Genomic DNA, 25,209 nt, shown 5'->3' on the forward strand with positions numbered 1-25,209 from the left:
TCTCTTCACCCGAAAGGCAATCCACAACAAACCGTAGCCGCTCGTCCATGATCCCAGTTTCTCGCCAAACCATCGCCGGTCCTCCCGGCGGACAAGAAAACTGTCACCCATGCTATCGGTCCATTCTGTTACCTATCTATCCGGTTCGGACACATCTCCCTTCTCCCCGTCACTATACGGGGAGAAGGTGCCGGCAGGCGGATGAGGGGCGGCGCATACTTGAAGCGATTATCCTCTCTTTGCCGGTGCTCTCACGGACGCTGTGGTGTCGCAGCACCGCATCAGCCCAGTTCCACCGTCCGCCCCAGCTCGATGCTCTGTTCGGCCGCGAGCACGATGCGCAGGCTGTTGACCGCCGCGTCCATCTGCTCGGTCAGATCGAGGTCCTCGCGGATGGCGCGCAGGAAGAAGGCCTGCTCGCGGTCGCACAATTCCTGATGGCCGGGCTCGTCCTCCATGCTGACGATCTCGTCCGGTTTCTTGAAGTTCTTGTCGCCGTCGACCGCGGCATAGTGGATCTTGAGCGCATCGGTCTTGGTGTGGCGATCGATGTCAGCGGAGTTCGACACTTCAGCGTCGGAAGCGGTGCTGGCGGCTTGTCCGGCGACGATCGACACCGCACCCTTCGGCCCGACGACGTCCTTCACGAAATAGGCCGTCTCGCTCATCATCGGCCCCCAGCCGGCCTCGTACCAGCCGACCGAGCCGTCGTCGAAGGTGACGTGCAGGTGGCCGTAATTCTGCTTGTCGGCCTCTGCCCACAATTTGGCGCCGATGCCGTGCACGCGGACCGGCTTCGCGCCGGTCAGCTGGCACATGACGTCGACATAATGCACGCCGCAATCGACGATCGGGATCAGCGAATCGATCAGGTTCTTGTGCCAGTGCCACGCGCTGCCGCTGCTCTGCTGGTTGAGGTTGAGGCGCATCACCAGCGGCTTTCCCAACGTTTTGCCGACCTCGATGAATTTGATCCATGAGGGATGGACGCGCAGGATATAGCCGAGCACCAGCTTGCGGTTTTTCGCCCGCGCGGCGGCCACCACCTTCTCGGCATCCTGGATGTTGGTCGCGAGCGGCTTTTCCATGAACACATGGCAGTTGGCCGCGATCGCCTTCAGCGCGTATTCGGCATGCGTGTTGGGCCAGCTGTTGATCGAGACGGCGTCCGGCTTGGTCTCCTTCAGCGCCACGTCGAAATCTTCGTAGAGCGGATAGCCGGCAAGTTCGGACGGGATCTTGGTGTTGCTCTTGATCGAGCGGCTCATGATGCCGACGATCTGAAAACCCTCGGAGCGGTGATAGGCGCTGGCGTGCGACGCACCCATATTGCCGAGACCCACCACCAGCACTTTTACCTTGTCGGCCACTACTGCCTCCCGTTCCTTAATCATTAAAACCATGTGCGAGGGGCTCAGTTGCCGCACGTGTTGATCGCTTGCCCGGGCAATCATCTTAGGTTTGCGCAGCCCCTCATTGCCCTGCCGGGCATTTCTCCCCGTATAGTGACGGGGAGAAAGACGCTGTCATCACCGATTTTCGCCAATCGCCAGCGTTGGAGCGCTTCCCTTCTCCCCGTCACTATACGGGGAGAAGGTGCCGGTAGGCGGATGAGGGGCGGCGCTGGCCTCGAAAATTGGCACCCTACTTCACCGCCGAATCGAACAGATGCGCCTTGATCTTCTCGACATCGAGCGCGGCGAAGCCTTCCGACAGTTTGACGCCGTCGGCATCAGCCTTGACCTTGGCCTTGTCGAAGTCGTTAGCGGCCGGGATCAGGTCGTTGGTGCAGACATCCTCGGCCTTCACCGGATTGGTGATCTGGCCGATCTTGTGGATCTCGTCGAAGAAGCCCTGCCAGCTCGCCATGTCGTGCGAGCCCCAGCCGCCGCGCTTGTCCATGTCGCCACGGAAGACGTTGATCTGCTGCAGGATCGAGGTGGTGCCGAGTTCCGGCCCGAGATTCTTGGCCAGCGTCGGGAACTGCTCGAACACCGCCTCGACCGCCGCGCGCGGATTTTGATACCCGAACTCCAGGCCCATCGCCCAGCCGCGCAGGTACTTTTCCAGGAACGCCTTCTTGTCGGGATCGGCGAGGTCGGCGGCGCGCACGACGAAGGTGTTGGCGGGCAGCTTGGAGTTCTTCACGCCGAGCCAGTATTCGAAGTCGAGACCCTTGGCGATCCATTCTGCGCGCAAGCCTTCCCATGACAGCGCCGCGTCGCCCTGGCCGCCGGCAAGCGCGGTGCCCCAGGTCGGCCAACCGGCCTCGACATATTTGACCTTCTTGATGTCGACGCCTTGCGCGGCCAGCAGCGGATCGGTGATCGACTGCCAGGCGGCGGAACCGAGCAGGATGGTCTTGCCTTCGAGCTTCTTCAGGTCGTTCGAGCCCTCGCCCTTGCGGAAGGCGATGGAGAACGTGTCGCGCGCGCCCATGTGGAACACCGACTTCAGCTTCATGCCGTTCTGGATGGCGAAGGAGAACACGCCGGGCGAGGGAAAGCCCATGTCGGCCTGGCCGACATCGACGAACTTCACCGTTGCCGTGCCGTCGGACGGTCCCGGCTGCATGTCGGTGTCGAGCCCATCGAAATAGCCGGCCTTCTTGGCCGCCCAGTAGGGATAGTCGTCGAGCACTTCGAGCGTGCCGCGCGGCGAGATCCAGGTGAATTTTCCATAGGCCTCGGCCTTGGCCTCGAGGCCCGACGCGCCGAGCGCGGTTGCCGTCACCAACCCGGCGCCGGTGACCTGCAGGAAGGTACGGCGGCTCATTCCCGCCTGGTGGATGAAATTGTCGTTGGTCATGGCATTCCCCTTTTTGTTTGATGTTGGTCAGGCGCCCTCCTCCGGGGCGCGGTCATTGCCCTCTGCTCAAGCCTCCCAGCTCGCCCATTTCTTGCCGATGAGGAAGAACAGCACGTAGATCAGAATGCCGAGCATCGACAGGATCAGCACCACGGCGAAGAATTGTGGCATCTGGATCATCGACGAATAGGTGGTGAGCCGGTTGCCGAGGCCGAAGCCGCCGCCCACCATCTCGGCGCCGACCGCGGTGAGCAGGCCGAAGATGGCGCCGATCATCAGCCCGACCAGGATCATCGGCAGCGCCATCGGCGCGCGGATCTTCCAGAAGATCTGCAAGGTGCTGGCGCCGTAGGACCGTGCCAGCGCGATCTTGGCGCTGTCGACGCGGCGAAAGCCGGTGGCGGCGTTGATCATCACCATCGGCCCGGCGGCCAGCGCCACCGCGATGATGCGCGGCGTGTAGCCAAAGCCGAAGCGCAGGATCAAAAGCGGCACCAGCGCCAGCATCGGCGTGGTGACCAGCAGCAATATGTAGGGCGCGACGATCTTTTCCGCGAAGGGGAACTGGGTGATGACGGCGGCCAGCACCAGCCCGATCACCGCGCCGATGGCAAAGCCGGACACCAGCTCGACCAGCGTGTAGCCGAGATGCGGCGCGATCAGCGGAAACTCGTCGAACAGCGCATAGGCGATCGAACTCGGCGGCGGCATGATGTAGAGCGGCACATGAAACAGCCGCAGCGCCAGTTCGATGCCGCCGATGATGAAGACGGCGACGGCGACGATAGCCGCCACCTCTTTCCCGGACTTGATGCCGGGGCCGCTGGCGAAGGCCGAGAGGTTGGTCAGGCTGACGTCCTGTCCATCACCCGACTTGGCCTTGGAGAATTCCGGGATGGCGGCGATCACGGCCTGATCCTCACGATCTCGGCGCTCGGGCGTTCCGGCGCCTTCGGCCTGGTGCGCTCACCGACAATGTCCATCTTGATCCGGTTGGTGAGGTCGAAAACCTCCTTCGTCGCCATGATCTCCAGCGAACGCGGCCGCGCGAACGGCACGCGATATTCCTTGGCGACTTTGCCCGGCCGCGCGCTCAGCACGACCACGCGGTCGGAGAGAAAAATCGCTTCCTCGATCGAGTGGGTGATGAAGACGATGGTGGTCTTGGTGTCGAGCCAGATCTCCTCGACCAGCCGGTTCATCTCCTCGCGGGTAAAACTGTCGAGCGCGCCGAACGGCTCGTCCATCAGCAGCACCGAAGGCTTCAGTGCCAGCGCCCGCACGATCGCCGCGCGCTGCTGCATGCCGCCCGAAAGCTCGCGCGGGAACTTGCCGCCGAAACCATCGAGGCCGACGCGGTTCAGGAGGTGCGCGATCCAGGCGCGGTCGGGTTTTTCGCCCTTGATCTCGAAGGGAAAGCGGATGTTGGCGTCGAGATTGCGCCACGGCAGAAGGTTGGCTTCCTGGAAGACGATGCCGATATCGGGATGTGGCCCGGTGATCGCCTTGCCATCGAGCCGGATCTCGCCGCTGGTCAGGCTGTGCAGGCCCGACATCGACCACAGAAGGGTGGTCTTGCCGCAACCCGACGGGCCGACGATCGAGACGATTTCATTGGCCCTGACGTCGAGGCTGCAGCGGTCCAGCGCCAGGAGGTCGCCGGACGCCGTGTGATAGATCTTGGTCGCTGCCTGCACGCCAAGCTTCGGCGTTGTTGCTTCGCCCGCGTTCATCCGCCCCTCGGAGATTGCGTGATGATCCAATAGGTCATCAGACTGCCAGAAATCAGTGTGTAACTATCCTACTTTGCTGTCAAGCGCCGGTGGTGGTAAGCGTATCATCAAAATCGTAGATGCAAGTTATCCGATTGTTTTTGCCACGTTTTCTTTGCCTTGAAATCCTTGTTGCTTTCCTACATAGTTAGATAGGCGCACACGGCGCCGTCCTTGCGGCACGGATCGGCTGCAACAGTGCCGGGCGCATGGAACGACGGCGTGCAAACATGTTAAGAGGTCAGGTCGAAAACGGGCTAGGGAACACCGCCTTCATGACCGAAGCTGCCAGCCATCCGATCGTGGACGAAGAAGGAGCCGGGGGCGAGCCCGTCCGGCGCATTCCCGACATCATCTCGCTCGTCAAGGATTCCTACGCGGAATTGCGCCCGGCCGAACGCCGCGTCGCCGATGTCGTGCTCGAAAATGTCAAATACGCGGTCGACGCCTCCAACGCGGCGCTGGCCCAGCGCGCCGGCGTCAGCGAGCCGACGGTGACACGTTTCTGCCGCGCCATCGGCTGCGAGGGCGTGCGCGACTTCAAGCTGAAGCTGGCACAGAGCCTCGTCGTCGGCGCGCTCTATCTGGACACCTCGCCGGCCAGGGAGGGCGACACCGGCATGTCGTTCTGGAACGCCGTGTTCGGCGAAGCGCGGCGGGCACTGCAGGAGGCCGAGCGGCAGCTCGATCCGGGTGAGCTGGAAAAGGCGGCCGAGCTGATCGCCCGGGCCCGCCAGGTCACCGTGTTCGGGCTCGGCGGCAGCTCTTCGGCGCTGGCGCAGGAGACGCAGTACCGGCTGTTTCGCTATGGCATCTCGATCAGCGCCCAATGCGACCCCTACCTGATGCGCATGACCGCCTCGACGCTGAAGCCCAGCGACCTGGTGATCGCCATCTCCGCGACCGGGCGAACCCGCGAAGTGATCGAGGCCGTCGAACTGGCCAAACACTACCGTGCCAACGCGATCGCCGTGACTGCGCCCGACACCGAGCTCGCCCGTGCCTGCGACGTCAGGCTGACGGTCGCCGTGCCCGAATATCCCGACACGCTGAAGCCGACCGCCTCGCGCTATGCCTTCCTGGCAATGATCGACCTTTTGGCGGTCGCATCGGCCTACAAACTCGACGGCTCGGCCCGCGAGACGGTCCGCCGCATCAAATACAACGCCCAGATCCACCGCACGGGCAAGGAAATGGAGCCGCTCGGAGATTGATGAGGCGTTCTTCCTTCTCCCCTTGTGGGAGAAGGTGTCGCCGAAGGCGACGGATGAGGGGTGTTCCAGCTTGGCACCGACGGCACCCCGTGGCGCACCCCTCATCCGTCTCGGCGCTGCGCGCCGATCCACCTTCTCCCACAAGGGGAGAAGGAAGAAGAAAGAGGGAAGACATGCTCGAAATGGCACCGACGAAACAGGCAGCCGCATGGCTCGCATCCCTGGCGCAGGCGCTCGCAGCCGGCGATGTGACCGCCGCAAGCAACCTGTTCGTCGACGATTGCTACTGGCGCGACCTGCTGACCTTCACGTGGAACGTCACCACCATGGAAGGCCGCGCGGCCATCGCCGGCATGCTGAAGTCGACTTTGGCGACGACCAGGCCAACCGGCTGGCGGATCACCGGCGAAGCGACCTCGGATGAAGGCACCATCGAGGCCTGGTTCACCTTCGAAACGGCGGTGGCCACGGGACAAGGCATCATGCGTCTGCGCGATGGGCGCTGCCGCACCCTGTTCACGGCGATGACCGACCTCACGGGGTTCGAGGAGCGCAAGGGACCGACGCGGCCGCTCGGCGTGCGCCACAAGGCCGATCCCGAACGCGAGACCTGGTCGGAGGCGCGGGCACGCGAGACGCGCGAGCTCGGCGTCTCGGAGCAGCCCTATTGCCTGGTCATCGGCGGCGGCCAAGGCGGTATCATGCTCGGCGCACGGCTGCGTCAGCTCGGCGTGCCCACCATCGTCATCGAGAAGAACGCAAGGCCGGGCGATTCCTGGCGCAACCGCTATCGCACCCTCGTGCTGCACGACCCGGTCTGGTACGACCATCTGCCCTACATCCCGTTCCCCGACAACTGGCCCGTCTTCACGCCCAAGGACAAGATGGGCGACTGGCTGGAGATGTACACGCGCGTCATGGAGCTGAATTACTGGGTCGCCACCAGGTGCCTCAGCGCCAGTTACGACGAGGCGGAGAAAGAATGGACCGTGGTGGTCGATCGTGTCGGTCGTCAGATCACGCTGAAGCCGAAGCACATCGTCTTTGCCACCGGCGCCTACGGTCCGCCGCGCAAGATCGAGCTGCCCGGCGCGGACCAATTCAAGGGCGAGTTGCTGCATTCCAGCCAGTATGCCAGCGGCGAGAAATTCCGCGGCAAAAAGGTCGCCGTCATCGGCGCGGCCAGCTCCGGGCACGACGTCTGCGTCGATCTCTGGGAGAGCGGCGCCGACGTCACCATGATCCAGCGCTCGCCGACCACCGTGGTCAAGTCGGACACGCTGATGCAGGTCGGCTTCGAAATCTTCTCCGAGGATGCGCTGGCGCGCGGCATCACCACCGAAAAGGCCGACATGATCGTCGCCTCGACGCCATTCGCGCTGGTGCCCAAGGGCCAGCGCGCGCTCTACGACGTCATCCGCGCGCGCGACGCGGCCTTCTATGAGCGTCTCGCCGCCTCCGGCTTCGCGCTGGATTTCGGCGACGACGAAACCGGCCTGCTGATGAAGGCCTACCGCACCGGCTCGGGCTATTACATCGATGTCGGCGCCTCGGACCTGATCATCGACGGCAAGGTCGGCATCCGCAGCGGCGTCGCCATCAAATCACTGACGCCGAAAGGCATCCTGTTCGAGGACGGCAGCGAGCTCGAGGCCGACGCCATCGTCGCCTGCACCGGCTACCAGTCGATGAACGAGAATGTGGCGGCGCTTGTCTCGCGCGAAGTCGCCGACAAGGTCGGCCCGTGCTGGGGGCTCGGCTCCGGCGTCAAGGGCGACCCCGGCCCCTGGCAAGGCGAATTGCGCAACATGTGGAAACCGACCGCACAGGAAGCCCTATGGTTCCACGGCGGCAATCTGGCCCTGTCACGGTTTTATTCGAAATATGTCGCGCTGCAGATCAAAGCGAGGATGGAGGGGATCGATACGCCGGTTTATGGGCCGCCGAGCAATTCCTCACATCAGGTTTGACGGTTTTGATCGCGCCCGCAGATTGCCGCGAGCGCCACCGACCAGCCAAGGATCGAAGCCACCTGCGAAGTTTTTAGCTGCAGACAGGATTCCCGCTATAATGTCCGGCGACACGCGGAGGAAGGCCGATGGGACTGCTGAGAGGACTTCGCATAAAGCTGGGGCTGAAGAAGGATCCGTTGCCGCCGCTGCCAGGTGTCGAGATCGGGCGTCACACCTACGGTCTCAGCAAGAAATCGTTCTTCGTTCCGCATAAAGACGTGCCGGTGCGGATAGGGTCGTTCTGCTCGGTTGGTCCGGATGTTCTGTTTATCTGCGCGGCGGAACACCGCACCGACACCGCAACCACCTATCCGATCGAATTTGCGGGCGGAAAGATCCACAACGGACACGGAACCGTCGGCAAAGGGCCGATCACAGTCGGCCATGATGTCTGGATCGGTGCTCGCGCCATCATCCTCAGCGGCGTCACCATCGGCAATGGTGCTGTCATAGGTGCCGGCGCCATCGTCACGGGAGGGATTCCGCCCTACGCCATCGCGGTCGGCAATCCAGCTCGTATCCTGCGGTATCGGTTCGCGCCCGATGTCATCGATCGCCTGCAGTCGTTGAAATGGTGGGACTGGAGCGATGATCTGATCCGCACGCGGATCGAGCTTTTGACGACGATGGGTGCCTTGAGCTTCCTGAACGCGCTGGGCCCGGCATGACTGCCTCGGCAGTCAGAGGACCGCTGACTGAGCCCTAACCCCGCAGGCAGGCCTCACTCATGCCGGTGCCCAAAGTGCCGCGCCGCCACCTCGACATGCGTATGTCGCTCATGCGCTTCGAAACGCTCGGTCTCCCCAAGGTCGTTCGCCGCTTCGTTCGGCCACCAGGTGCCGCCGATGACGATGCCTTCGCAGACCAGCCGCTGATCGGCGGTGAGCGAGGCGCCAACCGCATCGACGAAGGTGAAGCGGCCTGGGCGCTGCCGCAGCACGGCGACGTCGCCGACGGTACCGACCGCCAGCGTGCCGAGGTCCGGCCGGGCGATCGCCCGCGCCGGCGCTTGCGTCGCCGCGCGCAAGACCTCGGCCACCGGCATGCCGAGCGCCATCAGCTTCGACATGCAGACCAGAATGTCGAAGGCCGGCCCGTCGACGCAGTAGAGATGCACGTCGCTCGAAATGACGTCGGGCGCCAGCCCTTCGGCCAGCATCGCGCGCGCGACGTCGAAGTCGAACGAGCCCATGCCGTGGCCGAGATCGAAGATGACGCCGCGCTCGCGCGCCAGCCGCATGTCGGGCCGCACCATGCCGGAAGCGAAGACCGGCGCGTTGGGAAACGGCCGGAAGCAATGGGTGAGGATGTCGCCCCGGCGCAGGCGCGGCAGCACTTCGGAGCGGCCGGGCGGCGGCTCGTCTATATGCGCCATCAGCGGCAGTCCGGCTTTGTCGGCGGCGTCCAGCGCCAGATCCACCGGCGCGATGCCGCTGGTGCCGCCTGCATGCTTGCCGGAGCGGACCTTGACGCCGACCACGACGTCGGCGTGCTCGCGCGCCGCGGCCACCACCTCGCGCGGCTCGCAAAGCCGGAGATCGCTGCATTCGCCGACCGACACCGTCTGCGAGAAGCCGAAAATGCCGGCAAAGGAAACGTTGACATAGGCCAGGATGCGCACCTTCGAGCGCTCCATGACATGGCGGCGGAAGCCGAGAAAATTGCCCGCACCGGCGCTGCCGGCATCGATGAAGGTGGTGGTTCCGCTTTTCGCTGCGAGCCGATCGGCATCGACGCCGAGCGAGGTGCCGCCCCAATAGACGTGGCTGTGCAGGTCGACGAGGCCGGGCGCGACGATGCAACCGGTCGCATCGACCACCTGCGCGGCGCTGGTCACGGGGATGTCGGCGTCGACCGCGGCGACAAGGCCATTGGCGATAGCGACATCGCGCGGCGCGTCGATGCCGGACGCCGGATCGATCAGCCGTCCGCCCTTCAGCAGGAGGTCGAATTGCATGGAGATGCCTCCGCCTTGTTACTTCGTCTTTCAGGCCGGCCTGTACGCGACGGCCTCGACCTCGATCTTGATGTCGATCATCAGCCGCGATTCGACCGTCGTGCGCGCCGGCGGATTTTTGGGAAAATGCCTGGCATAGACCGCGTTGAAGGAGCCGAAGTCGCGCGCGTCTTCCAGCCAGACAGTGGTCTTGACCACGTCGTCCATCGTGCAGCCGGCCAGCGCCAGCGCGGCCTTGACGTTGGCGAGCACCTGCTCGGTCTGTTCCGTGATGCCACCCTTGACCACGATGCCGTCGCCGCCGACCGGAACCTGGCCCGAGATAAAGACGAAATCGCCGGCCCGCACGGCGGGCGACAGCGGCACGTGGGACGTTCCAAAAGTCTGCTTGGGCACGGGATGGCTCCTCCGATGACGCGGCGAGGCACCGAGGCGGCGCCCGCTTTGGGGGGAGATTTACCGCGATCGGGGCGATCCCGATAGGGGCCTTGTTGGAAAGCAACATTCTTCGAAATCCGTGTTGCTTTATTACAGAAGCGCTTGCATCGTACGCGCTTGCCGGACGGGCTCGACGCCACGACGGACAGACGCCCTTGCGAGACGGAGACCCCGACAATGACCTTCGACAAGAACCCGTTTCCTTCAGGCGACGCCGACCGCCACGCGCTGTGGGAGATGCTGGTGCGGCGCGACATCGACGCCTTCATCGGCCAGGACTGGTCCATGGTCGAGAAGGACTTCGTCGCCGAGAGCTTCTTTGGCATGCACGCGCATTTCCTGGCCAACGCCGATGCCTGGCGGCTGCAATTCCCCAGGCTGGAAATCTATCGCGACGAGTGGCTGCGCCAGGCCAAGGAGACGGCGGCGACCAAATTCGCCGAGCCGCTGCGCGAGGCGCTGTTTCGCGTCACCAATCTGCGCGACATCGATGTCGACGGCGACCGCGCCGTGCTGCACAAGAAGTTCGACGGCAGCGTCGCCAAGGCGGATGGCAGCGTCGACCGGCTGAAATGGCAGACGCTGTATTTTTGCCGGAAGGTCGGGGCGAACTGGAAGATATCAGGCTTCGTCGGCTACATGCCCTATCCGCTGGGCGGCTAGGCGCTCAGTAAAGCGTGACGAAGGCCGGGAACATCACGCCGGTCTCCCGCAAATACTCGATAAGCTCGATGGCCGGGAAGATGGCGAGGAAATAGAGTCCGTCAAAGAAGGTGCGCCGCAGCGCGCGCGTCGAGAACTGCAGCTCGTCATTGTCGCGGTAGAGCAGCGGGTTCGGCCAGAACCGGGGCGTCGCCTTGATATAGGCTGTATAGGCCGCGCCGAACTTGCCCAGGAGATATTCGGCTTCCTTGCGCGCCGTGACGCGGAAGATGAGGAAGCTGGCAACGCCAAGGGCGGCGGCGGCCACCAGCGAGCCGTAGAGCAGGCCGATGCCGACCGCGCCGACCGTCGAGAAGAAGTAGAGCGGGTTCTGGCTCATCGAGAACGGTCCCGTCGAAACCAGCTCCTCATTCTTCTTGCCGCCGACATAGAGGATGCTCCACAGCCGGCCGGCGACGCAGATCAGCACCAGGCAGAAGCCGACCAGTTCGAGCGTTTCGTGCCCATCCGAGCCTTCGCTGAGCGCCGGTTTGGTCAGGAACAGGAGCAGCACCGCCAGCGCCGCCGCGATGCGGATGAAAATCAGCCGCTTGCGCTGATCGAAAGCCTTCGAAACCGGCTTGAGGGAGGCGTAGGTCATTCGGGTTTTCCTGGGGCGCTCCGTGCGAGCCCGGCCACTGGGGCACGCCATTGATGGCGGATACAAGGCGCTCGCCCTCTATCAGCGCACCGCGAGGCTTTCGTAAAGGCCTTTTGCGTCAACGACAGCGATCCTTACGAATTTGTATGCCAGCGGACAGGCTGGGGTGAAGCCGCTTGCCTATTGTCCGGATGCCGGATCGCCACCGCAACCATCGACATCGGGATATCTGCCATGCTCGCGCTTCCCACCGCACCAAACCAAAACAGGGTTCCCGACGTCACTCTCGATTTCTGGCTGATCAAGCTGATGGCCGTCACCATGGGCGAGACGGCGGCCGACTATCTCGCCGTCAACCTCGGTCTTGGGCTGACCGTCACCTCGCTGATCATGACCGGCGTCCTGATCGTCGCCCTTGCCGTCCAGTTCGCGCAGAAGCGCTACGTGCCCTGGGCCTACTGGCTGGCGGTGGTGCTGATCAGCGTCGTCGGCACGCTGATCACCGACAATCTCGTCGACACTTTCGGCGTGCGTCTCGAAACGACCACGATTGCTTTCAGCGTCGTGCTCGCGGCGACGTTCGCGGTCTGGTACGCAGCCGAACGGACGCTGTCGATCCACACCATCTTCACGACCCGGCGCGAGATCTTCTACTGGCTGGCGATCCTCTTCACCTTCTCGCTCGGCACCGCCGCCGGCGATCTGGTCGCCGAGAGCTTCGACATGGGCTATCTGACCACGGGCCTGCTGTTCGGCGGCGTCATCGCGCTCATCGCTCTCGCCTACTATCTGCTCCGTCTGGACGGCATCCTGGCCTTCTGGCTCGCCTACATCCTGACGCGGCCGCTTGGCGCGTCCTTCGGCGATTGGCTGTCGCAGCCCGTCGAATATGGCGGCCTCGGCTTCGGCACCATCTTCACCAGCCTGGCCTTCCTCGGCTGCATCGTCGCCCTTGTCCTCTACATGACGCTCAGGAAGAATGCCGACGAGCTCGACGAGATGTTGCTGGACTCGGATTGAACCCAGGCGGCGAGCGCCGCGGGATCGGCCAGCTTCACCGCGGTCCTAGGAACCGACCCGTGCCGGTGATAGCCTGCCTCCGACATCGGCAATCAACCGGAACAGCGATGCGACTTCTTCTTGTCGAGGACGACCAAAGGACGGCCGATTACGTCGTCAGGGGCCTGACCGAGGCCGGCCATGTCTGCGACCTCCTGCGCGACGGTCATGACGCGCTTTTCGCGGCGACCAGCGGCGCCTACGACGTGATCATCGCCGACCGCATGATCCCCGGCCTCGACGGCCTGTCGATGGTCAAGGCGGTCCGCGCCGCGGGCGTGCGCACGCCGGCGATTTTCCTCACCTCCGTCGGCGGCATCGACGACCGCGTCGAGGGCCTCGAGGCCGGCGGCGACGACTATCTGGTCAAGCCCTTCGCCTTTTCCGAGCTGCTCGCCCGCATCAATGCGCTCGGCCGGCGGCCGGCGGCGCAGGAGCAGAAGACGGTGTTGAAGGTTGCCGACCTGGAGATGGACCTCATCATGCGGCGCGTCGTCAGGCAGGGCCAGCCGATCGACCTGCAGCCGAGGGAGTTCAGCCTGCTGGAGGTGCTGATGCGCGGCGAGGGCCGCGTCATCACCCGCACCATGCTTCTGGAGCGCGTCTGGGACTTTCATTTCGATCCCAAGACCAGTGTCGTCGAAACCCATATCAGCCGGTTGCGGGCCAAGGTCGACAAGCCGTTCGAAACCCAGCTCATCCATACCATCCGCAACACCGGCTACAGTCTGCACGCGCCGCTTTCCGCATGACGGAGGCATGGACCCGCCTGCTGCGCAGCACGCCGTTCCGGCTCGCCCTGACGTTCGCCTTCCTGTTCATGCTGGCCTTCGTGCTGGCGGGCGCGATCGTCTACCAGATGATGAGCGCCGATCTCGCCGAGCAGCTTGACGACACCATCAAGGAAACCTATGCCGTCATCGCCTCAGCCTATGCCGACAACGATCCCAAGGAGCTGGTCGAGATCGTGGAGAGCCACGCCACGCTCAGCCCGAAGAAGGAGCAGCTGTTTTCGCTGACCGACTCGGCCGGTAACCGCCTGGCCGGCAACTTCACCGCGGCCGGGCTTCCCGACGGCTTCTCGATGTTCGGCGCCGAGATGCCTGGCCTGCCCGCTGGGACCGAATACCGCGCCTACTCCGGTTCGGTCGGCGCCAACACCTTGACCGTCGCCTTCAGCCTCTCCGAGACGGAGGAGCTGGAAACGATCATGCTGATGAGCTTCGGCTGGGCGACCCTGATCATCACCGGCCTGGCCGTCACCGGCGGCGCCCTGCTCGCCTCGCGCGTCCAGCGCCGTCTCGACGGCATTGCCGCCACGATGGTCGACGTCTCGCATGGCCGGCTGGATACCCGCATCCCGCTGACCGGCAAGGGGGACGACATCGACATCGTCTCCAGCCAGGTCAACGCCGCGCTCGATCGCCTGTCGGCGCTGGTCGAAGGCATGAAGCAGGTCAGCGCCGACATCGCGCACGATTTGAAGACGCCGCTCAACCGGCTGCAGATGATCCTGGAGAGCGCCGCCGACAAGGCCGCGCGGCGCCAGGACGTTTCCGACGATCTGGCCGATGCGCGCACCGAGGGCCATCAGATCAACGAGACCTTCGATGCGCTGCTGCGGATCGCGCAGATCGAAGCCGGCGCGCGCAAGGCGCGCTTCACCGATGTCGATCTCGGCGAGATCCTGCAGACCATTGCCGAGATCTACACCGACGTGGCCGAGGATGACGGGAAGGTGCTGTCGCCCACGCAGCTGAACGAAATGGTGGACCGGGTCCATGGCGACCGGGAACTGTTGACGCAGATGTTCGCCAATCTGGTCGAGAACGCGCTGCGCCATTGCCCGCCCGGCACCTCCATCAAACTGTCGGTGACGCGTCAGGGCGACCGCGTGCTTGCTGGCGTCTGCGACAACGGCCCGGGCATTCCCGCCGACGAACGTGAAAAGGTCTTTCAGCGGCTCTACCGGCTGGACCACAGCCGCTCGACGCCGGGCAGCGGCCTCGGCCTCAGCCTGGTCAGGGCCATCGCCGACCTGCATGGCGCGACCATCACGCTGGAGGATTGCCACCCCGGCCTTGCCTTGGTGGTGGGGTTCCCCGTGCCGACGGATTAGCCGATGAAATTGCCGGTTCTGGCCAATCCAGCTTGGGTTCCTCGCCCCCGCTTTGGCTACGCTATGAACACATCTTCTGTGACTGGCGTGACTGACCGACGTGAGCTCGATTGCCGCGTGGTTCCCCCAATCCGTCGCGGCTTCGCCGCGCCACCTTTCCCCCCTCCGGAGGGAAAGGAAGGGGAGCCTTGCTGGACAGCGTTGACGGCAAGGAGCTTGGCGCCTTTCCTCTCCCCCGTCGATCGGGGGGTCCGAAGGACGGGCGAGACCGGTGGCTCGCCCCGGCAAGTGGCTCGGCGAAGCCGAGACGGAGTGGGGGTCGACCAGCGCAGCATAGGACAATGCATGCGCCAAGCTGCCATGCACGCTATCGCCAAAGACCAGCCGCTGGAAATGTGCGCATGCTTAGCGCCTCTGGCGGGAGCGAGGAGCCCGAGTCCTGAGTACTCACCTGTCGATCCGCGTCGACAGGATGATCGAAGACGCGGTCCGCTCGACCCCGTCCATGGCGCCGATCTGGTCGAGCAGTGTGTCGAGGTCGCGGATCGACGGCGCGTCGACGATGACGATCATGTCGAAATTGCCACTGACCGAGTGCAGCGTCCTGACGGGAGGCAGCGCCTGCAGGGCGCGCACCACTTTGTCGGCGAGCTTGGGCGTGACGGTGAGCAGCACATGCGCCCTGACCAGCCCCTGCTCATAGTCCGGCGACAGCCTGACGCCATAGCCCGTGATGATGCCGCGGTGCTCCAGCCGCTCGATCCGGCTTTGCACCGTCGTGCGCGACACGCCGAGCTGGCGCGCCAGTTCGGCCGTCGAGGCGCGCGCGTTGGCGCGCAGCAGCGAAAGCAGGGCCTGTTCGGCATCACTGAGCATTTCGACGAATCCTCTCGGCAAATCGACTAGAGATAGGGTTCACATTGCAGGATTCCACGCTTCCTTTCGACAGGCAAGCAGCGATGATCCCGGCAAACGCGCATCGCAGGGGAATTTAGACCATGAACAAAGTCGTTATCGTCGGGGCCGGCAAGATCGGCTCGACCATCGCCGAAATGCTTGCTGAAACGGGCGACTACCAGGTCACCCTCGTCGACCGCTCGGCGGCACAGCTCACTGCTGCCGAGGTGCCCGATGGCGTCGAGACGCTCGAACTCGACATCGCGGCGGTCGGTGCGCTCGAGGCGGCGCTCACCGGCAAGTTCGCGGTGCTGAGCGCCGCCCCCTTCCATCTCACCACGCGCATCGCCGAGGCGGCGGCCAGCGCCGGCGTGCATTATCTCGACCTCACCGAGGATGTCGTCTCGACCAGGCGCGTCAAGGAGCTGGCCCGTTCCGCCAAGAGCGCCTTCATCCCGCAATGCGGGCTGGCGCCGGGCTTCATCTCGATCGTCGCCAACGACCTCGCCAGCCGCTTCGACACGCTGGAAAGCGTGCGCATGCGCGTTGGCGCGCTGCCGCAATACCCGTCCAACGCGCTGAACTACAATCTGACCTGGAGCACCGACGGCGTCATCAACGAATATTGCGAGCCTTGCGAGGCGATCGTCGAAGGCGAGCTGGTCGAAGTGCCGCCGCTGGAAGAGCGCGAGGAGTTCTCGCTCGACGGCGTCACCTACGAGGCCTTCAACACCTCGGGTGGGCTCGGCACCTTGGCCGAAACGCTGAAGGGCAAGGTGCGCACGCTGAACTACCGCACCATCCGCTATCCCGGCCATGCCGCGATCATGAAGGCTTTGCTCAACGATCTCGGGCTCCGCCACCGCCGCGACGTGCTGAAGGACATTTTCGAAAGTGCTTTGCCGGCGACGCTGCAGGACGTGGTCATCGTCTTCGTCACCGTCAGTGGCCGCAGACAAGGCCGTCTGCTGCAGGAGACCTACGCCAACAAGATCTATTCCAGGCGCGTCGGCCAGACGGTGCGCAGCGCCATCCAGATCACCACGGCTTCCGGAATCTGCGCCGTGCTCGACATGCTGGCTGACGGCTCGCTGCCGGCGACAGGCTTCGTCAAGCAGGAGGAGATCGCGCTCGACGCCTTCCTCGCCAACCGCTTCGGCCGCGCCTATGCCCAGCACGATATGGTAAGCCGGCTGGCGGGGTGAAGAGCGCCAGCCTTTCTCCCTTCTCCCACAAGGGGAGAAGGAAAGACCAACGCCGCGCTCAAATATGCAGCGCGTGCCCCAGCGCCTTGAGCGCCGCTTCCTGAAACCCCTCGCCTTGCGTCGGGTGGGCATGGATCGTTCCGGCGATGTCCTCCAGCCTTGCGCCCATTTCCAGCGCCAGCCCAAAGGCCGCCGACAGTTCCGAAACGCCCTGGCCTACCGCCTGGATGCCGAGCACTAGGTGATTGTCGGCGCGTGCCACGACGCGGACGAAGCCCTCCTCGCCGAGCTTGGTCATCGCGCGGCCATTGGCGGCGAAGGGGAACAGGCCGATCTTGATCTCGCCGCCGAGTGCTTTGGCCTCTTCGGGCGACAGCCCCGCCGTCACCAGTTCGGGATCGGTGAAGCAGACGGCGGGGATCGAGCGCTTGTCCCAGCTGCGCTTGTGGCCGGCGACGATCTCGGCGACCATCTCGCCCTGCGCCATTGCCCGGTGCGCCAGCATCGGCTCGCCGGTGACGTCGCCGATGGCGAAGACGCCGCGCATCGAGGTGCGGCACTGGTCGTCGATCCTGATGAATTTTCCGGCCCTGTCGAGATCGATCTGCTCGAGCCCCCAGCCCTCGGTCACCGGCTTGCGGCCGACCGTCACCAGGATCTTGTCCGCGGCGACCTTGCCGCTCTTGCCGTCGGAGGTCTCGACCAGCAGCGCGTCGCCTTTCGTCGACAGGCCCTTGGCCTTGGCGCCTGTCATCACCTCAATGCCGAGCGCGGCGAGCCGTTTGACCACGGGCCGGGTCAGTTCCGCATCATACTGCGCCAGCACGCGCGGCAGGGCTTCGACCACGGTCACCTCGGCGCCCATCTTGGCAAAGGCCATGCCGAGCTCCAGCCCGATATAGCCGCCACCGACGACCGCGAGTTTCTTCGGCACTTCGCTCAGCGCCAGGACTTCCGTGGAGGAAATGACAGGCCCGCCAAACGGAAGAAAAGACAGTTCGACCGGCGCCGAGCCCGTCGCGATGACGATCGTCTCGGCCCGGATCGCCTGGCTTCCCGTCTCGGTTTCGACCTCGACGGTCTTGCCGTCGCGGAAGGTCGCCCAGCCCTGCACGGTCTTCACCCCGGCCTTCTTGAGCAGGCCGGCAACGCCACTGTTGAGCCGGCTGACGATCCCGTCCTTCCAGGCGACGGTCCTGGCGAGATCGAGCACCGGTGCCGTGACCGAAATGCCGAGCGGGCTCTTGCCGCCGGCCATGTGCGCGACCTTCTCGAACTCCTCCGCCGCGTGGATCAGGGCCTTTGAGGGGATGCAGCCGACATTGAGGCAGGTGCCGCCGGGCTTGCCGGCCTCGACGATCACCGTATCGACACCGAGCTGCCCGGCACGAATGGCGCAGATGTAGCCGCCGGGACCGGCGCCGATGACGAGCAGCTTGCAGGAGATTTCTTTCATGATGTGACCCTTCGATCCGAGGGAATGCTCCGTCGAGATCCTTCACGCCCCCCTCTGCCTTGCCAGGCATCTCCCCCACAAGGGGGGAGATTGGCAGCTTCGTCGCTTCGCTCATTCTTGCGACGATGGAGATTGGCGAAAGCCGGCGTGGCGTCCAATCTCCCCCCTTGTGGGGGAGATGCCTGGCAAGGCAGAGGGGGGCGCTGTCCCGCAGTCATCTCGGTCATTCCGCCGCCCCTCTAATCCACGAAAATCAGCGCCGGCGTTTCCAGCAGCGCCTTGATCCGTTGCACGAACACCGCCGCGTCCCAGCCGTCGATGACGCGGTGGTCGAAGCTCGACGACAGGTTCATCATCTTGCGCGGGATGAACTGTGTGCCGTCCCACACGGGCCGCACCATCATCTTGTTGACGCCGATGATCGCGACCTCCGGATGATTGATGACCGGCGTGGTCGCCACGCCGCCCATGGCGCCGAGCGAGGTGATGGTGATGGTCGACCCGGACAGCTCGTCACGGGTCGCAGTGCCCGACTTGGCCGCCTCGGCCAGCCTGGCGACCTCAGCGCCGCAATCCCAAATGTCGCGCGCCTCGGCATGCTTGACGACAGGCACCACCAGCCCCGACGGCGTCTGCGCGGCGATGCCGATATGGATGCCGCCATGCTGGTGGATGATGCCGGCCTCGTCGTCGAACAGCGAATTGAGTTGAGGCTGGTCCGCGATGGCCTTGACCATCGCCCGCATCAGGAACGGCAGCAGCGTCAGCTTGGGCCTCTCCGCGCCTCCCTTGGCCGGGCGCTTTTCCTTGTTGAGCGCGGCGCGCAATTCCTCCAACGGGGTGACGTCGATCTCCTCGACATAGGTGATGTGCGGGATGCGCGACTTGGACAGCGTCATCTTCTCGGCGATCTTTCGCCGCAGGCCGACCAGTTTGATGTCCTCGATCGCATCGTTGCGGGCGAGACCCGATGTCTTGGCCAGTTGCGGCCCGCGCGCCAGGAACGCCTCGATGTCTTCGTGGCCGATGCGGCCGGCCGGGCCGCTGCCCGCGATTTGCCTGAGATCGATGCCGGCCTCTTTCGCCCGCAAGCGGACGGCTGGCGACGCCAGCGGCTTTTCGCCTTCCGGGCGCGGCGCGCCGGCCGAGGCCCGTGCGGTGGTCTTCGCGGCAGCCTGCGGCGGTGCGGGTTTTACCGGTGCCTCGGCGGGCTTTGCCACCTTGGGCGACGGTGCGGTTTCGGGTTTCGGGCTCGGCAGCTTGGCGGGCGCTTCGGCCTCTGCGGTTGGTTCCGCTTCTTTGCCGGCGCCCTTCACATTGCCCTCGCCGGCCACCTTCAGCCGCACGATTGGCGAACCGATCGCCACTGTGTCGCCGATCTCCGCGCCCAGCCACAGGATCTCGCCATCGACCGGCGACGGGATTTCGACCGTCGCCTTGTCGGTCATGACGGCGGCAAGCACCGTGTCCTCGCGCACGATGTCGCCGATTTTCACATGCCATTCGACGAGTTCCGCCTCGGCGACGCCCTCGCCGACATCGGGCAGCTTGATGATGTGTTCGCCCATCTCAGGCCTCCCTAAGCTTGCAATGTTTCGATGAGGGCACGGCCGACGCGGGCGGGCCCCGGAAAATACTCCCACTCCTGCGCGTGCGGATAGGGCGTGTCCCAGCCGGCGACGCGGGCCACCGGCGCCTCCAGATGGTAGAAGCAGTTTTCCTGCACCAGCGCCGAGAGTTCGGCGCCGAAACCGGAGGTCAGCGTGGCCTCGTGAACGACGACGCAACGTCCGGTTTTCTTCACCGAGGCCACGATCGTGTCGAGGTCGAGCGGCAGCAGCGTCCTGAGATCGATGATCTCGGCGTCGATGCCGGTTTCCGCGGCCGCGGCCTGGGCGACATAGACCATGGTGCCGTAGGCGAGCACCGTGACCGCCGAGCCCGCCCTGCGGATCGCCGCCTTGCCGAGCGGCACGGTGTAATGGCCGTCGGCGACCTCGCCGAGCTCGTGCTTCGACCATGGCGTCACCGGCCGGTCGTGATGGCCGTCGAACGGACCGTTGTAGAGCCGCTTCGGTTCGAGGAAGATCACCGGGTCCGGGTCCTCGATCGCCGCGATCAGCAGGCCCTTGGCGTCATGCGGGTTGGACGGCACCACCGTCTTCAGGCCCGACACATGGGTGAACAGCGCTTCCGGGCTCTGGCTGTGCGTCTGGCCTCCGAAGATGCCGCCGCCCGTCGGCATGCGCACCACGATCGGGCAAGTGAAGTCGCCATTGGAGCGATAACGCAGCCGCGCCGCTTCCTGCGTCAGCTGGTCGTAGGCCGGATACATGTAGTCGGCAAACTGAATTTCGACGCACGGCTTCAGGCCATAGGCGGCCATGCCGATGGCCGAGCCGACAATGCCGGATTCGTTGATCGGCGCGTCGAAGCACCGGGTCTTGCCGTACTTTGCCTGCAGGCCTTGGGTGCAGCGGAAGACGCCGCCGAAGAAGCCGACATCCTCGCCGAACACGACGACTTTGCCGTCGCGCTCCATCGACACGTCCATGGCGTCGCGAATGGCCTCGATCATGGTCCGCCTTGGCATGGCTCAGACTCCCGCCTGCTGGCGTTGGCGTCTGAGATGCGGCGGCATCTCGGCAAACACACCTTCGAACATCTCGCGCGTCGACGGCTTGCCGCCGGCATGCAGCGTGCCGTGGCTTTCCGCCTCCTTCTGCGCCGCGATGACCGTGTCGAGGATTTCGGCCTCGGCCTGCGCGTGCCGCTCGTCCGACCAGACGCCGAGCTTGATGAGATGGTTCTTCAGCCGCATGACTGGGTCGCCGAGCGGCCAGGCGTCGGACTCGGTCTTCGGCCGGTAGGCGGAGGGGTCGTCCGAACTGGAATGAGCGCCGGCGCGGTAGGTGACGTATTCGACCAGAGTCGGCCCGAGATTGTTGCGAGCCCGCTCGGCCGCCCATTTGGCCACCGCGTGGACGGCGAGATAGTCATTGCCGTCGACGCGCAGCGAGGGGATGCCGAAGCCGAGGCCTCGGGCCGCGAAAGTGCCCGAGCCACCGCGCGCGATGCCCTGGAAGGTCGAGATCGCCCACTGGTTGTTGACGACGTTGAGCACCACCGGCGCCTTGTAGGTGGAGGCGAACACCAGCGCCGAATGAAAATCGGACTCCGCCGTCGAGCCGTCACCGATCCAGGCCGCGGCGATGCGCGAATCGTTGGAGATCGCCGAGGCCATCGCCCAGCCGACCGCCTGGATATACTGCGTCGCCAGATTGCCGGAGATGGAGAAGAAGCCGTGCTCCTTCGACGAATACATGATCGGCAGCTGCCGGCCCTTCAGCGGGTCGGCCTCGTTGGAATAGATCTGGTTCATCATCGTGACCATCGGATAGCCGTCGGCGATCAGCAGCCCGGCCTGCCGATAGGTCGGAAAATTCATGTCGCCGGGCGCCAGCGCCTTGCGGAAGGCGCAGCTCACCGCTTCTTCACCGAGATGCTGCATGTAGAAGGACGTCTTGCCTTGCCTCTGCGCCATCTGCATGCGCGCATCGAAGGTCCGCAGCGTCATCATGTTGCGCAGGCCTTGCAGCAATTCCTCGCTGGAAAGCAGCCCGGCCCACGGCCCGACCGCCTCGCCATCGCGGTTGAGCACGCGGATGATCGAGAAGGCCATGTCGCGGATGGTGCGTGGATCGACATCGATCTCGGGGCGCGGAACCGAGCCGGCCCCGGCGATGGTCACGTTGGAGAAATCAGGCGTGCCGCCCGGCCGCACTTCCGGCTCCGGAACGTGAAACCGCAACATCCCAGCATCGGCCATGACCTCAGATCCTCCAATGTTGCCTGGGTGCGGATATTTGCACATCCGTGCATCCAGGCCAGTGCGAATTCGCCTGGCAAGCCCTTCGGCATCGGTTCCGGCCACGCCGGCCGATCCGGCCTCCCGCGCTCAAGATGAAGATATGTCCGCGAAATTTCTTGTCGATGTTGAGCGGCGGCACGCAATTTGGCGAATGGTTGCGGGCAGGTTGCCGCCAGATAAGGTGATTGACGGCAAACCTCGCGCCTTTCCTCTCCCCCGTCGATCGGGGGAGAGGTGTCGAGCGAAGCTCGACGGAGTGGGGGTCGACCTGGCTCTGCCGCTGCTATTTCAAGTCGGGGCATGTCTCGCCCTGATCGAGGCCCTATGCTGAGTTGTCAGCGGCAGCGCGTCTGACGACCGGATTCCCCCACTCCGTCCCGGCTTCGCCGGGCCACCTCTCCCCCCTCCGGAGGGAGAGGAAGGGAGCCAGGAGTGGCGAGCTCGCGCCTTTCCTTTCCCCTCCGAGGGAGAGAAACCCAAGCTGGAAGCCCTCACCGCATCATGCTAACCACCCTGCATGGCACAGAAGAAAGCATTCGAGGTCGACGGTTGGCTCGCGCGGCCTGATCCGCGCATCTCGATCGTCCTGCTCTATGGCCCCGATCGCGGCCTTGTCTCGGAGCGGGCGAAGGCCTTTGCCGGGAAGACCGGCTTGCCGCTCGACGATCCGTTCTCGGTGGTCAGGCTCGAGGGTTCGGAGGTCGACCGCGACGAGGGCCGCCTGCTCGACGAGGCCCGCACCGTACCGATGTTTTCCGACCGGCGGCTGCTCTGGGTGCGCAACGCCACCGGACAAAAGGCGCTGGCCGACGACGTCAAGGCGCTGACGGCGGAGCCGGCGAGGGACGCCATCATCCTGATCGAGGCCGGCGATTTGAAGAAAGGCGTCGGGCTGCGCGCGGTGGTCGAGGGCGCCGACAATGCCATGGCCTTGCCCTGCTACGCCGATGAGGCCCGCGACATCGACACCGTCATCGACGACGAGCTGCGCAAGGCCGGCATGTCGATGACGCTTGAGGCGAGGCAAGCGCTGCGCCGCAATCTCGGCGGCGACCGGCTGGCCTCGCGCGGCGAGATCGAAAAACTCGCCCTCTACGCCCACGGCCAGAGGGAAATCGGGCTGGAAGAGGTGCGAGCCATGTCCGGCGACGTGTCCGGCGCCTCGTTCGACGACGCCGTCGACGCGCTGCTCGAAGGCAAGGTCGGCGACTTCGACACCGCCTTCACCCGCCATTGCCAGGGTGGCGGCCCGCCTTTCCTGGTGCTGTCCTCGGCGATGCGGCAGTTACAGCAGATCCAGGTCATGCGCGGCCAGATGGAGACCGGCGGCCGCAACGCCGCTTCCGTCGTCGCCGCCGCCCGCCCGCCGGTCTTTTTCTCCAGGCGCAAGCTGGTGGAAAAGACGCTGGAGCGCTGGAACAGCGAAGCGCTCGGCCGCGCGCTGAACCGCCTGCAGTCAGCCGTGCTGCAGACGCGGCGCCGGCCGGACCTGTCGGTGGCGCTGGCTCGGCAGGCGCTGCTGGGGATCGCGGTGGAAAGCGCGCGGCTGGCGCAAAGGTAGCAGAGCGATCTCCCCTTTTCGGTGCCGAGCGCTGGTTAATTCATGCTCATGGCGCCCACCGGCTGAAAGGTTGGCAGCGCCTGTGGAAAGACCAGCACCGCCGCGCCATAAAGGAGCAGAGCGACACCCGACATCTTTGCGATCCGATCTCCTGCCGGAAGGGTCTTTTCCGCAAGGACCAGCAAGGTGACCACGGCCATTGCGGCGACGTTCATGATCCCGAGAGGAAAGAGGGCGAGAAACAAGAGCCAGCAGCAGCCCAGGCAGAAAAGTCCGTGCTCCAGGCCCATGCGAACCGCGCCCCAGTAACCGTCGCGCCATGAGGTCAGGATGAAGCCGATCGGCGTGCGGCATTTGGCCAGACACAGATCCTTCAGCGGGGAGAGTTGATAGACGCCGGCAACCATCAGCAGCGCGCCGCCGATGCGCGCGGCCGTCGCCGTGGACAATCCCACACGTCCGGCAAGCATCTCCGCACCCGCCGCGCCGGCAAAGGCGATAACGCCCATCACGCCCCAAACCAGCATGTACCCTGCCACGAACACCCAGCTCGAGACAAAGGTCTCGCCGCGGCCCTGTTTGCCGGCCTGGACCTTGTGAAAGGTCAAGATCATGGGCGCGGCCGTCGGAAACATCATGGCGATCATCATGATCATCCAGACGGCAAGGAACAGCGGCGCCCTCATGCCCATGGTGAGTGAGTACATTTCCATGCGCATGTCCGCGTCCATGCCCATCTGTTGCCAGACAAGCAGGGCCCACGCCGCCGCGGCGATGGAGATCAGCAGCGCGAGAATGATGTATCGCTGGAACGTCGGCGCCATGGACAAGTACGTTCCGTACCATGCGGCCAGCTTCTACTGCTGGCCAGACCAATTGATCGGGGCGTAATGTCCGTTTCGGCGGGAATTGTCCCAGCTCATGCCATGGTCGCTGAATGTGCTGCCTTCCGCCCCCATCGCCATGGCGAGCCAGTCGGGATTGACAGGATGGCCGGTGGCCGCCCACATCTGCCCATCCTCGCGCATTGTCGGCAGTGGCTCGACAGCCATCCGCATGATGCCCGCAATCTCCGCCGACCGCTTGTTGCCGTCTATCCGGTAGCTTATCGGCACCTTCTTGGCGCCGAGGTTCGTGCCGATCATGGGTGCCAATACCGCCATGGGGCCGCCGGCCGCGCCAGTGAAGATGGCACCTAGCGCCTCTGTTTGCCCGTCATCGGCCCGTTCGTCGATATAGGCGGCGGCCGTCCAGTCGCCGTTTGCCATCGGACCCGGCGTGTGAGCAACCATCGCGACGCTCAGCCCATCCAATCGAACGTCGCCGTAATTGCCGGTATCGATGTGAAAGACCAAACCAACGTCGCAAACGCCTCTCGTCGGCTTCGATGTCAGCTGCGCGTTGGTGGACAGCAGGCAAGGACACACGACATCGCAGCTACAATTTTCGAAGTAACTTCCGGACAATTGCCAACGGACCGCCATTTGCACCTCCCGTTTGCGTCAGGCGCGTCGGCATATCGTTTTGGCGAGGCGAT

General features: G+C 64.7%; 23 protein-coding genes. 9 read left to right on the top strand and 14 right to left on the bottom strand.

Annotation, left to right across the window (positions count from 1 at the left end):
* Nucleotides 1-281: 281 nt before the first annotated feature.
* From EN804_RS31825 to EN804_RS31840, 4 genes are all read right to left on the bottom strand, one after another.
* Nucleotides 282-1,370, bottom strand: a complete 1,089-nt coding sequence (locus tag EN804_RS31825; RefSeq protein ID WP_135922076.1) for a Gfo/Idh/MocA family oxidoreductase — start codon at nt 1,368-1,370, stop codon at nt 282-284.
* 274 nt (nt 1,371-1,644) lie between these two features.
* Nucleotides 1,645-2,808 carry an ABC transporter substrate-binding protein gene (locus tag EN804_RS31830; RefSeq protein WP_135922077.1) on the bottom strand — a complete coding sequence of 388 codons (1,164 nt, stop codon included), beginning with the start codon at nt 2,806-2,808 and terminating at the stop codon, nt 1,645-1,647.
* Nucleotides 2,809-2,874: 66 nt separating this feature from the next.
* Nucleotides 2,875-3,717 carry an ABC transporter permease gene (locus EN804_RS31835; protein WP_135922078.1) on the bottom strand — a complete coding sequence of 281 codons (843 nt, stop codon included), beginning with the start codon at nt 3,715-3,717 and terminating at the stop codon, nt 2,875-2,877.
* Nucleotides 3,714-4,541: an ABC transporter ATP-binding protein gene (locus EN804_RS31840; RefSeq protein WP_135867728.1), complete on the bottom strand. Its 828-nt coding sequence runs from the start codon at nt 4,539-4,541 to the stop codon at nt 3,714-3,716. The genes EN804_RS31835 and EN804_RS31840 overlap by 4 nt, the downstream gene beginning before the upstream one ends.
* Nucleotides 4,542-4,855: 314 nt before the next feature.
* Here EN804_RS31840 and EN804_RS31845 point away from each other — a divergent pair, with 314 nt between their 5' ends.
* The 3 genes from EN804_RS31845 (at nt 4,856) to EN804_RS31855 (ending at nt 8,474) form a co-directional block, all read left to right on the top strand.
* A complete protein-coding gene (locus EN804_RS31845; RefSeq protein ID WP_135922079.1) occupies nt 4,856-5,794 on the top strand; it encodes a MurR/RpiR family transcriptional regulator in 939 nt (312 codons plus the stop codon).
* Nucleotides 5,795-5,967: 173 nt separating this feature from the next.
* Entirely contained in the window at nt 5,968-7,764 is a 1,797-nt protein-coding gene (locus tag EN804_RS31850; protein ID WP_135922117.1) for an NAD(P)/FAD-dependent oxidoreductase, read from the top strand.
* A gap of 128 nt (nt 7,765-7,892) precedes the next feature.
* Nucleotides 7,893-8,474: a CatB-related O-acetyltransferase gene (locus tag EN804_RS31855; protein WP_135883960.1), complete on the top strand. Its 582-nt coding sequence runs from the start codon at nt 7,893-7,895 to the stop codon at nt 8,472-8,474.
* A 53-nt stretch (nt 8,475-8,527) separates the two neighbouring features.
* Here EN804_RS31855 and EN804_RS31860 read toward each other — a convergent pair whose 3' ends face one another.
* Both EN804_RS31860 and EN804_RS31865 read right to left on the bottom strand, forming a co-directional pair.
* The gene (locus EN804_RS31860; protein ID WP_135922080.1) at nt 8,528-9,763 is read right to left on the bottom strand and encodes an amidohydrolase/deacetylase family metallohydrolase; all 1,236 of its coding nucleotides are present in this window, start codon (nt 9,761-9,763) and stop codon (nt 8,528-8,530) included.
* A 30-nt stretch (nt 9,764-9,793) separates the two neighbouring features.
* The gene (locus tag EN804_RS31865) at nt 9,794-10,159 is read right to left on the bottom strand and encodes a RidA family protein (protein WP_135922081.1); all 366 of its coding nucleotides are present in this window, start codon (nt 10,157-10,159) and stop codon (nt 9,794-9,796) included.
* A 219-nt stretch (nt 10,160-10,378) separates the two neighbouring features.
* Between EN804_RS31865 and EN804_RS31870 the strand changes: the two genes are divergently transcribed.
* Nucleotides 10,379-10,864, top strand: coding sequence for a hypothetical protein (locus tag EN804_RS31870; RefSeq protein WP_135922082.1), 486 nt, complete (start codon nt 10,379-10,381; stop codon nt 10,862-10,864).
* A 4-nt stretch (nt 10,865-10,868) separates the two neighbouring features.
* Here the strand turns inward: EN804_RS31870 and EN804_RS31875 are convergent, their stop codons facing one another.
* A complete protein-coding gene (locus EN804_RS31875) occupies nt 10,869-11,504 on the bottom strand; it encodes an isoprenylcysteine carboxylmethyltransferase family protein (protein ID WP_135922083.1) in 636 nt (211 codons plus the stop codon).
* 234 nt (nt 11,505-11,738) lie between these two features.
* Here EN804_RS31875 and EN804_RS31880 point away from each other — a divergent pair, with 234 nt between their 5' ends.
* The 3 genes from EN804_RS31880 (at nt 11,739) to EN804_RS31890 (ending at nt 14,682) form a co-directional block, all read left to right on the top strand.
* Entirely contained in the window at nt 11,739-12,524 is a 786-nt protein-coding gene (locus EN804_RS31880) for a hypothetical protein (protein ID WP_135922084.1), read from the top strand.
* A 107-nt stretch (nt 12,525-12,631) separates the two neighbouring features.
* Nucleotides 12,632-13,315, top strand: coding sequence for a winged helix-turn-helix domain-containing protein (locus EN804_RS31885; protein WP_135883964.1), 684 nt, complete (start codon nt 12,632-12,634; stop codon nt 13,313-13,315).
* Nucleotides 13,312-14,682 carry an ATP-binding protein gene (locus tag EN804_RS31890; RefSeq protein WP_135922085.1) on the top strand — a complete coding sequence of 457 codons (1,371 nt, stop codon included), beginning with the start codon at nt 13,312-13,314 and terminating at the stop codon, nt 14,680-14,682. The genes EN804_RS31885 and EN804_RS31890 overlap by 4 nt, the downstream gene beginning before the upstream one ends.
* Before the next feature lie 447 nt (nt 14,683-15,129).
* Here the strand turns inward: EN804_RS31890 and EN804_RS31895 are convergent, their stop codons facing one another.
* Nucleotides 15,130-15,558, bottom strand: a complete 429-nt coding sequence (locus EN804_RS31895; RefSeq protein ID WP_135922086.1) for an Lrp/AsnC family transcriptional regulator — start codon at nt 15,556-15,558, stop codon at nt 15,130-15,132.
* Between the two features lie 122 nt (nt 15,559-15,680).
* On the opposite strand from EN804_RS31895, the gene EN804_RS31900 reads away from it, so the two are divergent.
* A complete protein-coding gene (locus EN804_RS31900) occupies nt 15,681-16,784 on the top strand; it encodes a saccharopine dehydrogenase family protein (protein WP_135922087.1) in 1,104 nt (367 codons plus the stop codon).
* A gap of 58 nt (nt 16,785-16,842) precedes the next feature.
* On the opposite strand, the gene lpdA is transcribed toward EN804_RS31900, so the two are convergent.
* The 4 genes from lpdA to EN804_RS31925 all read right to left on the bottom strand — a co-directional run bounded on the left by lpdA (nt 16,843) and on the right by EN804_RS31925 (nt 22,069).
* The gene (lpdA, locus tag EN804_RS31905; protein ID WP_135922088.1) at nt 16,843-18,240 is read right to left on the bottom strand and encodes a dihydrolipoyl dehydrogenase; all 1,398 of its coding nucleotides are present in this window, start codon (nt 18,238-18,240) and stop codon (nt 16,843-16,845) included.
* A 239-nt stretch (nt 18,241-18,479) separates the two neighbouring features.
* Nucleotides 18,480-19,808 (bottom strand): dihydrolipoamide acetyltransferase family protein, encoded by a 1,329-nt coding sequence (locus EN804_RS31915; RefSeq protein WP_135922089.1) that lies wholly within the window; start codon nt 19,806-19,808, stop codon nt 18,480-18,482.
* Nucleotides 19,809-19,819: 11 nt separating this feature from the next.
* Nucleotides 19,820-20,833 (bottom strand): alpha-ketoacid dehydrogenase subunit beta, encoded by a 1,014-nt coding sequence (locus EN804_RS31920; RefSeq protein ID WP_135922090.1) that lies wholly within the window; start codon nt 20,831-20,833, stop codon nt 19,820-19,822.
* Nucleotides 20,834-20,836: 3 nt separating this feature from the next.
* Nucleotides 20,837-22,069 carry a thiamine pyrophosphate-dependent enzyme gene (locus EN804_RS31925; RefSeq protein WP_135922091.1) on the bottom strand — a complete coding sequence of 411 codons (1,233 nt, stop codon included), beginning with the start codon at nt 22,067-22,069 and terminating at the stop codon, nt 20,837-20,839.
* 559 nt (nt 22,070-22,628) lie between these two features.
* On the opposite strand from EN804_RS31925, the gene holA reads away from it, so the two are divergent.
* Nucleotides 22,629-23,672, top strand: a complete 1,044-nt coding sequence (gene holA, locus EN804_RS31935; protein WP_127873598.1) for a DNA polymerase III subunit delta — start codon at nt 22,629-22,631, stop codon at nt 23,670-23,672.
* A gap of 35 nt (nt 23,673-23,707) precedes the next feature.
* Here holA and EN804_RS31940 read toward each other — a convergent pair whose 3' ends face one another.
* Complete coding sequence (locus EN804_RS31940; RefSeq protein WP_135922093.1) at nt 23,708-24,496, bottom strand: DUF2182 domain-containing protein; 789 nt, start codon at nt 24,494-24,496, stop codon at nt 23,708-23,710.
* Between the two features lie 33 nt (nt 24,497-24,529).
* Nucleotides 24,530-25,156, bottom strand: coding sequence for a DUF1326 domain-containing protein (locus tag EN804_RS31945; RefSeq protein WP_127873596.1), 627 nt, complete (start codon nt 25,154-25,156; stop codon nt 24,530-24,532).
* Between the last annotated feature and the right edge of the window lie 53 nt (nt 25,157-25,209).

Source organism: Mesorhizobium sp. M8A.F.Ca.ET.161.01.1.1 (genome assembly GCF_004792105.1).
GTDB lineage: Bacteria > Pseudomonadota > Alphaproteobacteria > Rhizobiales > Rhizobiaceae > Mesorhizobium.

What these genes read in the sequence shown, in the direction of transcription:
- EN804_RS31830 (WP_135922077.1), bottom strand. Translation starts at nt 2,808, where the DNA reads ATGACCAACGACAATTTCATCCACCAGGCGGGAATGAGCCGCCGTACC.
- EN804_RS31840 (WP_135867728.1), bottom strand. Translation starts at nt 4,541, where the DNA reads ATGAACGCGGGCGAAGCAACAACGCCGAAGCTTGGCGTGCAGGCAGCG.
- EN804_RS31845 (WP_135922079.1), top strand. Translation starts at nt 4,856, where the DNA reads ATGACCGAAGCTGCCAGCCATCCGATCGTGGACGAAGAAGGAGCCGGG.
- EN804_RS31850 (WP_135922117.1), top strand. Translation starts at nt 5,968, where the DNA reads ATGCTCGAAATGGCACCGACGAAACAGGCAGCCGCATGGCTCGCATCC.
- EN804_RS31855 (WP_135883960.1), top strand. Translation starts at nt 7,893, where the DNA reads ATGGGACTGCTGAGAGGACTTCGCATAAAGCTGGGGCTGAAGAAGGAT.
- EN804_RS31860 (WP_135922080.1), bottom strand. Translation starts at nt 9,763, where the DNA reads ATGCAATTCGACCTCCTGCTGAAGGGCGGACGGCTGATCGATCCGGCG.
- EN804_RS31870 (WP_135922082.1), top strand. Translation starts at nt 10,379, where the DNA reads ATGACCTTCGACAAGAACCCGTTTCCTTCAGGCGACGCCGACCGCCAC.
- EN804_RS31875 (WP_135922083.1), bottom strand. Translation starts at nt 11,504, where the DNA reads ATGACCTACGCCTCCCTCAAGCCGGTTTCGAAGGCTTTCGATCAGCGC.
- EN804_RS31880 (WP_135922084.1), top strand. Translation starts at nt 11,739, where the DNA reads ATGCTCGCGCTTCCCACCGCACCAAACCAAAACAGGGTTCCCGACGTC.
- EN804_RS31885 (WP_135883964.1), top strand. Translation starts at nt 12,632, where the DNA reads ATGCGACTTCTTCTTGTCGAGGACGACCAAAGGACGGCCGATTACGTC.
- EN804_RS31890 (WP_135922085.1), top strand. Translation starts at nt 13,312, where the DNA reads ATGACGGAGGCATGGACCCGCCTGCTGCGCAGCACGCCGTTCCGGCTC.
- EN804_RS31895 (WP_135922086.1), bottom strand. Translation starts at nt 15,558, where the DNA reads ATGCTCAGTGATGCCGAACAGGCCCTGCTTTCGCTGCTGCGCGCCAAC.
- EN804_RS31900 (WP_135922087.1), top strand. Translation starts at nt 15,681, where the DNA reads ATGAACAAAGTCGTTATCGTCGGGGCCGGCAAGATCGGCTCGACCATC.
- lpdA (WP_135922088.1), bottom strand. Translation starts at nt 18,240, where the DNA reads ATGAAAGAAATCTCCTGCAAGCTGCTCGTCATCGGCGCCGGTCCCGGC.
- EN804_RS31915 (WP_135922089.1), bottom strand. Translation starts at nt 19,808, where the DNA reads ATGGGCGAACACATCATCAAGCTGCCCGATGTCGGCGAGGGCGTCGCC.
- EN804_RS31920 (WP_135922090.1), bottom strand. Translation starts at nt 20,833, where the DNA reads ATGCCAAGGCGGACCATGATCGAGGCCATTCGCGACGCCATGGACGTG.
- EN804_RS31925 (WP_135922091.1), bottom strand. Translation starts at nt 22,069, where the DNA reads ATGGCCGATGCTGGGATGTTGCGGTTTCACGTTCCGGAGCCGGAAGTG.
- holA (WP_127873598.1), top strand. Translation starts at nt 22,629, where the DNA reads ATGGCACAGAAGAAAGCATTCGAGGTCGACGGTTGGCTCGCGCGGCCT.
- EN804_RS31940 (WP_135922093.1), bottom strand. Translation starts at nt 24,496, where the DNA reads ATGGCGCCGACGTTCCAGCGATACATCATTCTCGCGCTGCTGATCTCC.
- EN804_RS31945 (WP_127873596.1), bottom strand. Translation starts at nt 25,156, where the DNA reads ATGGCGGTCCGTTGGCAATTGTCCGGAAGTTACTTCGAAAATTGTAGC.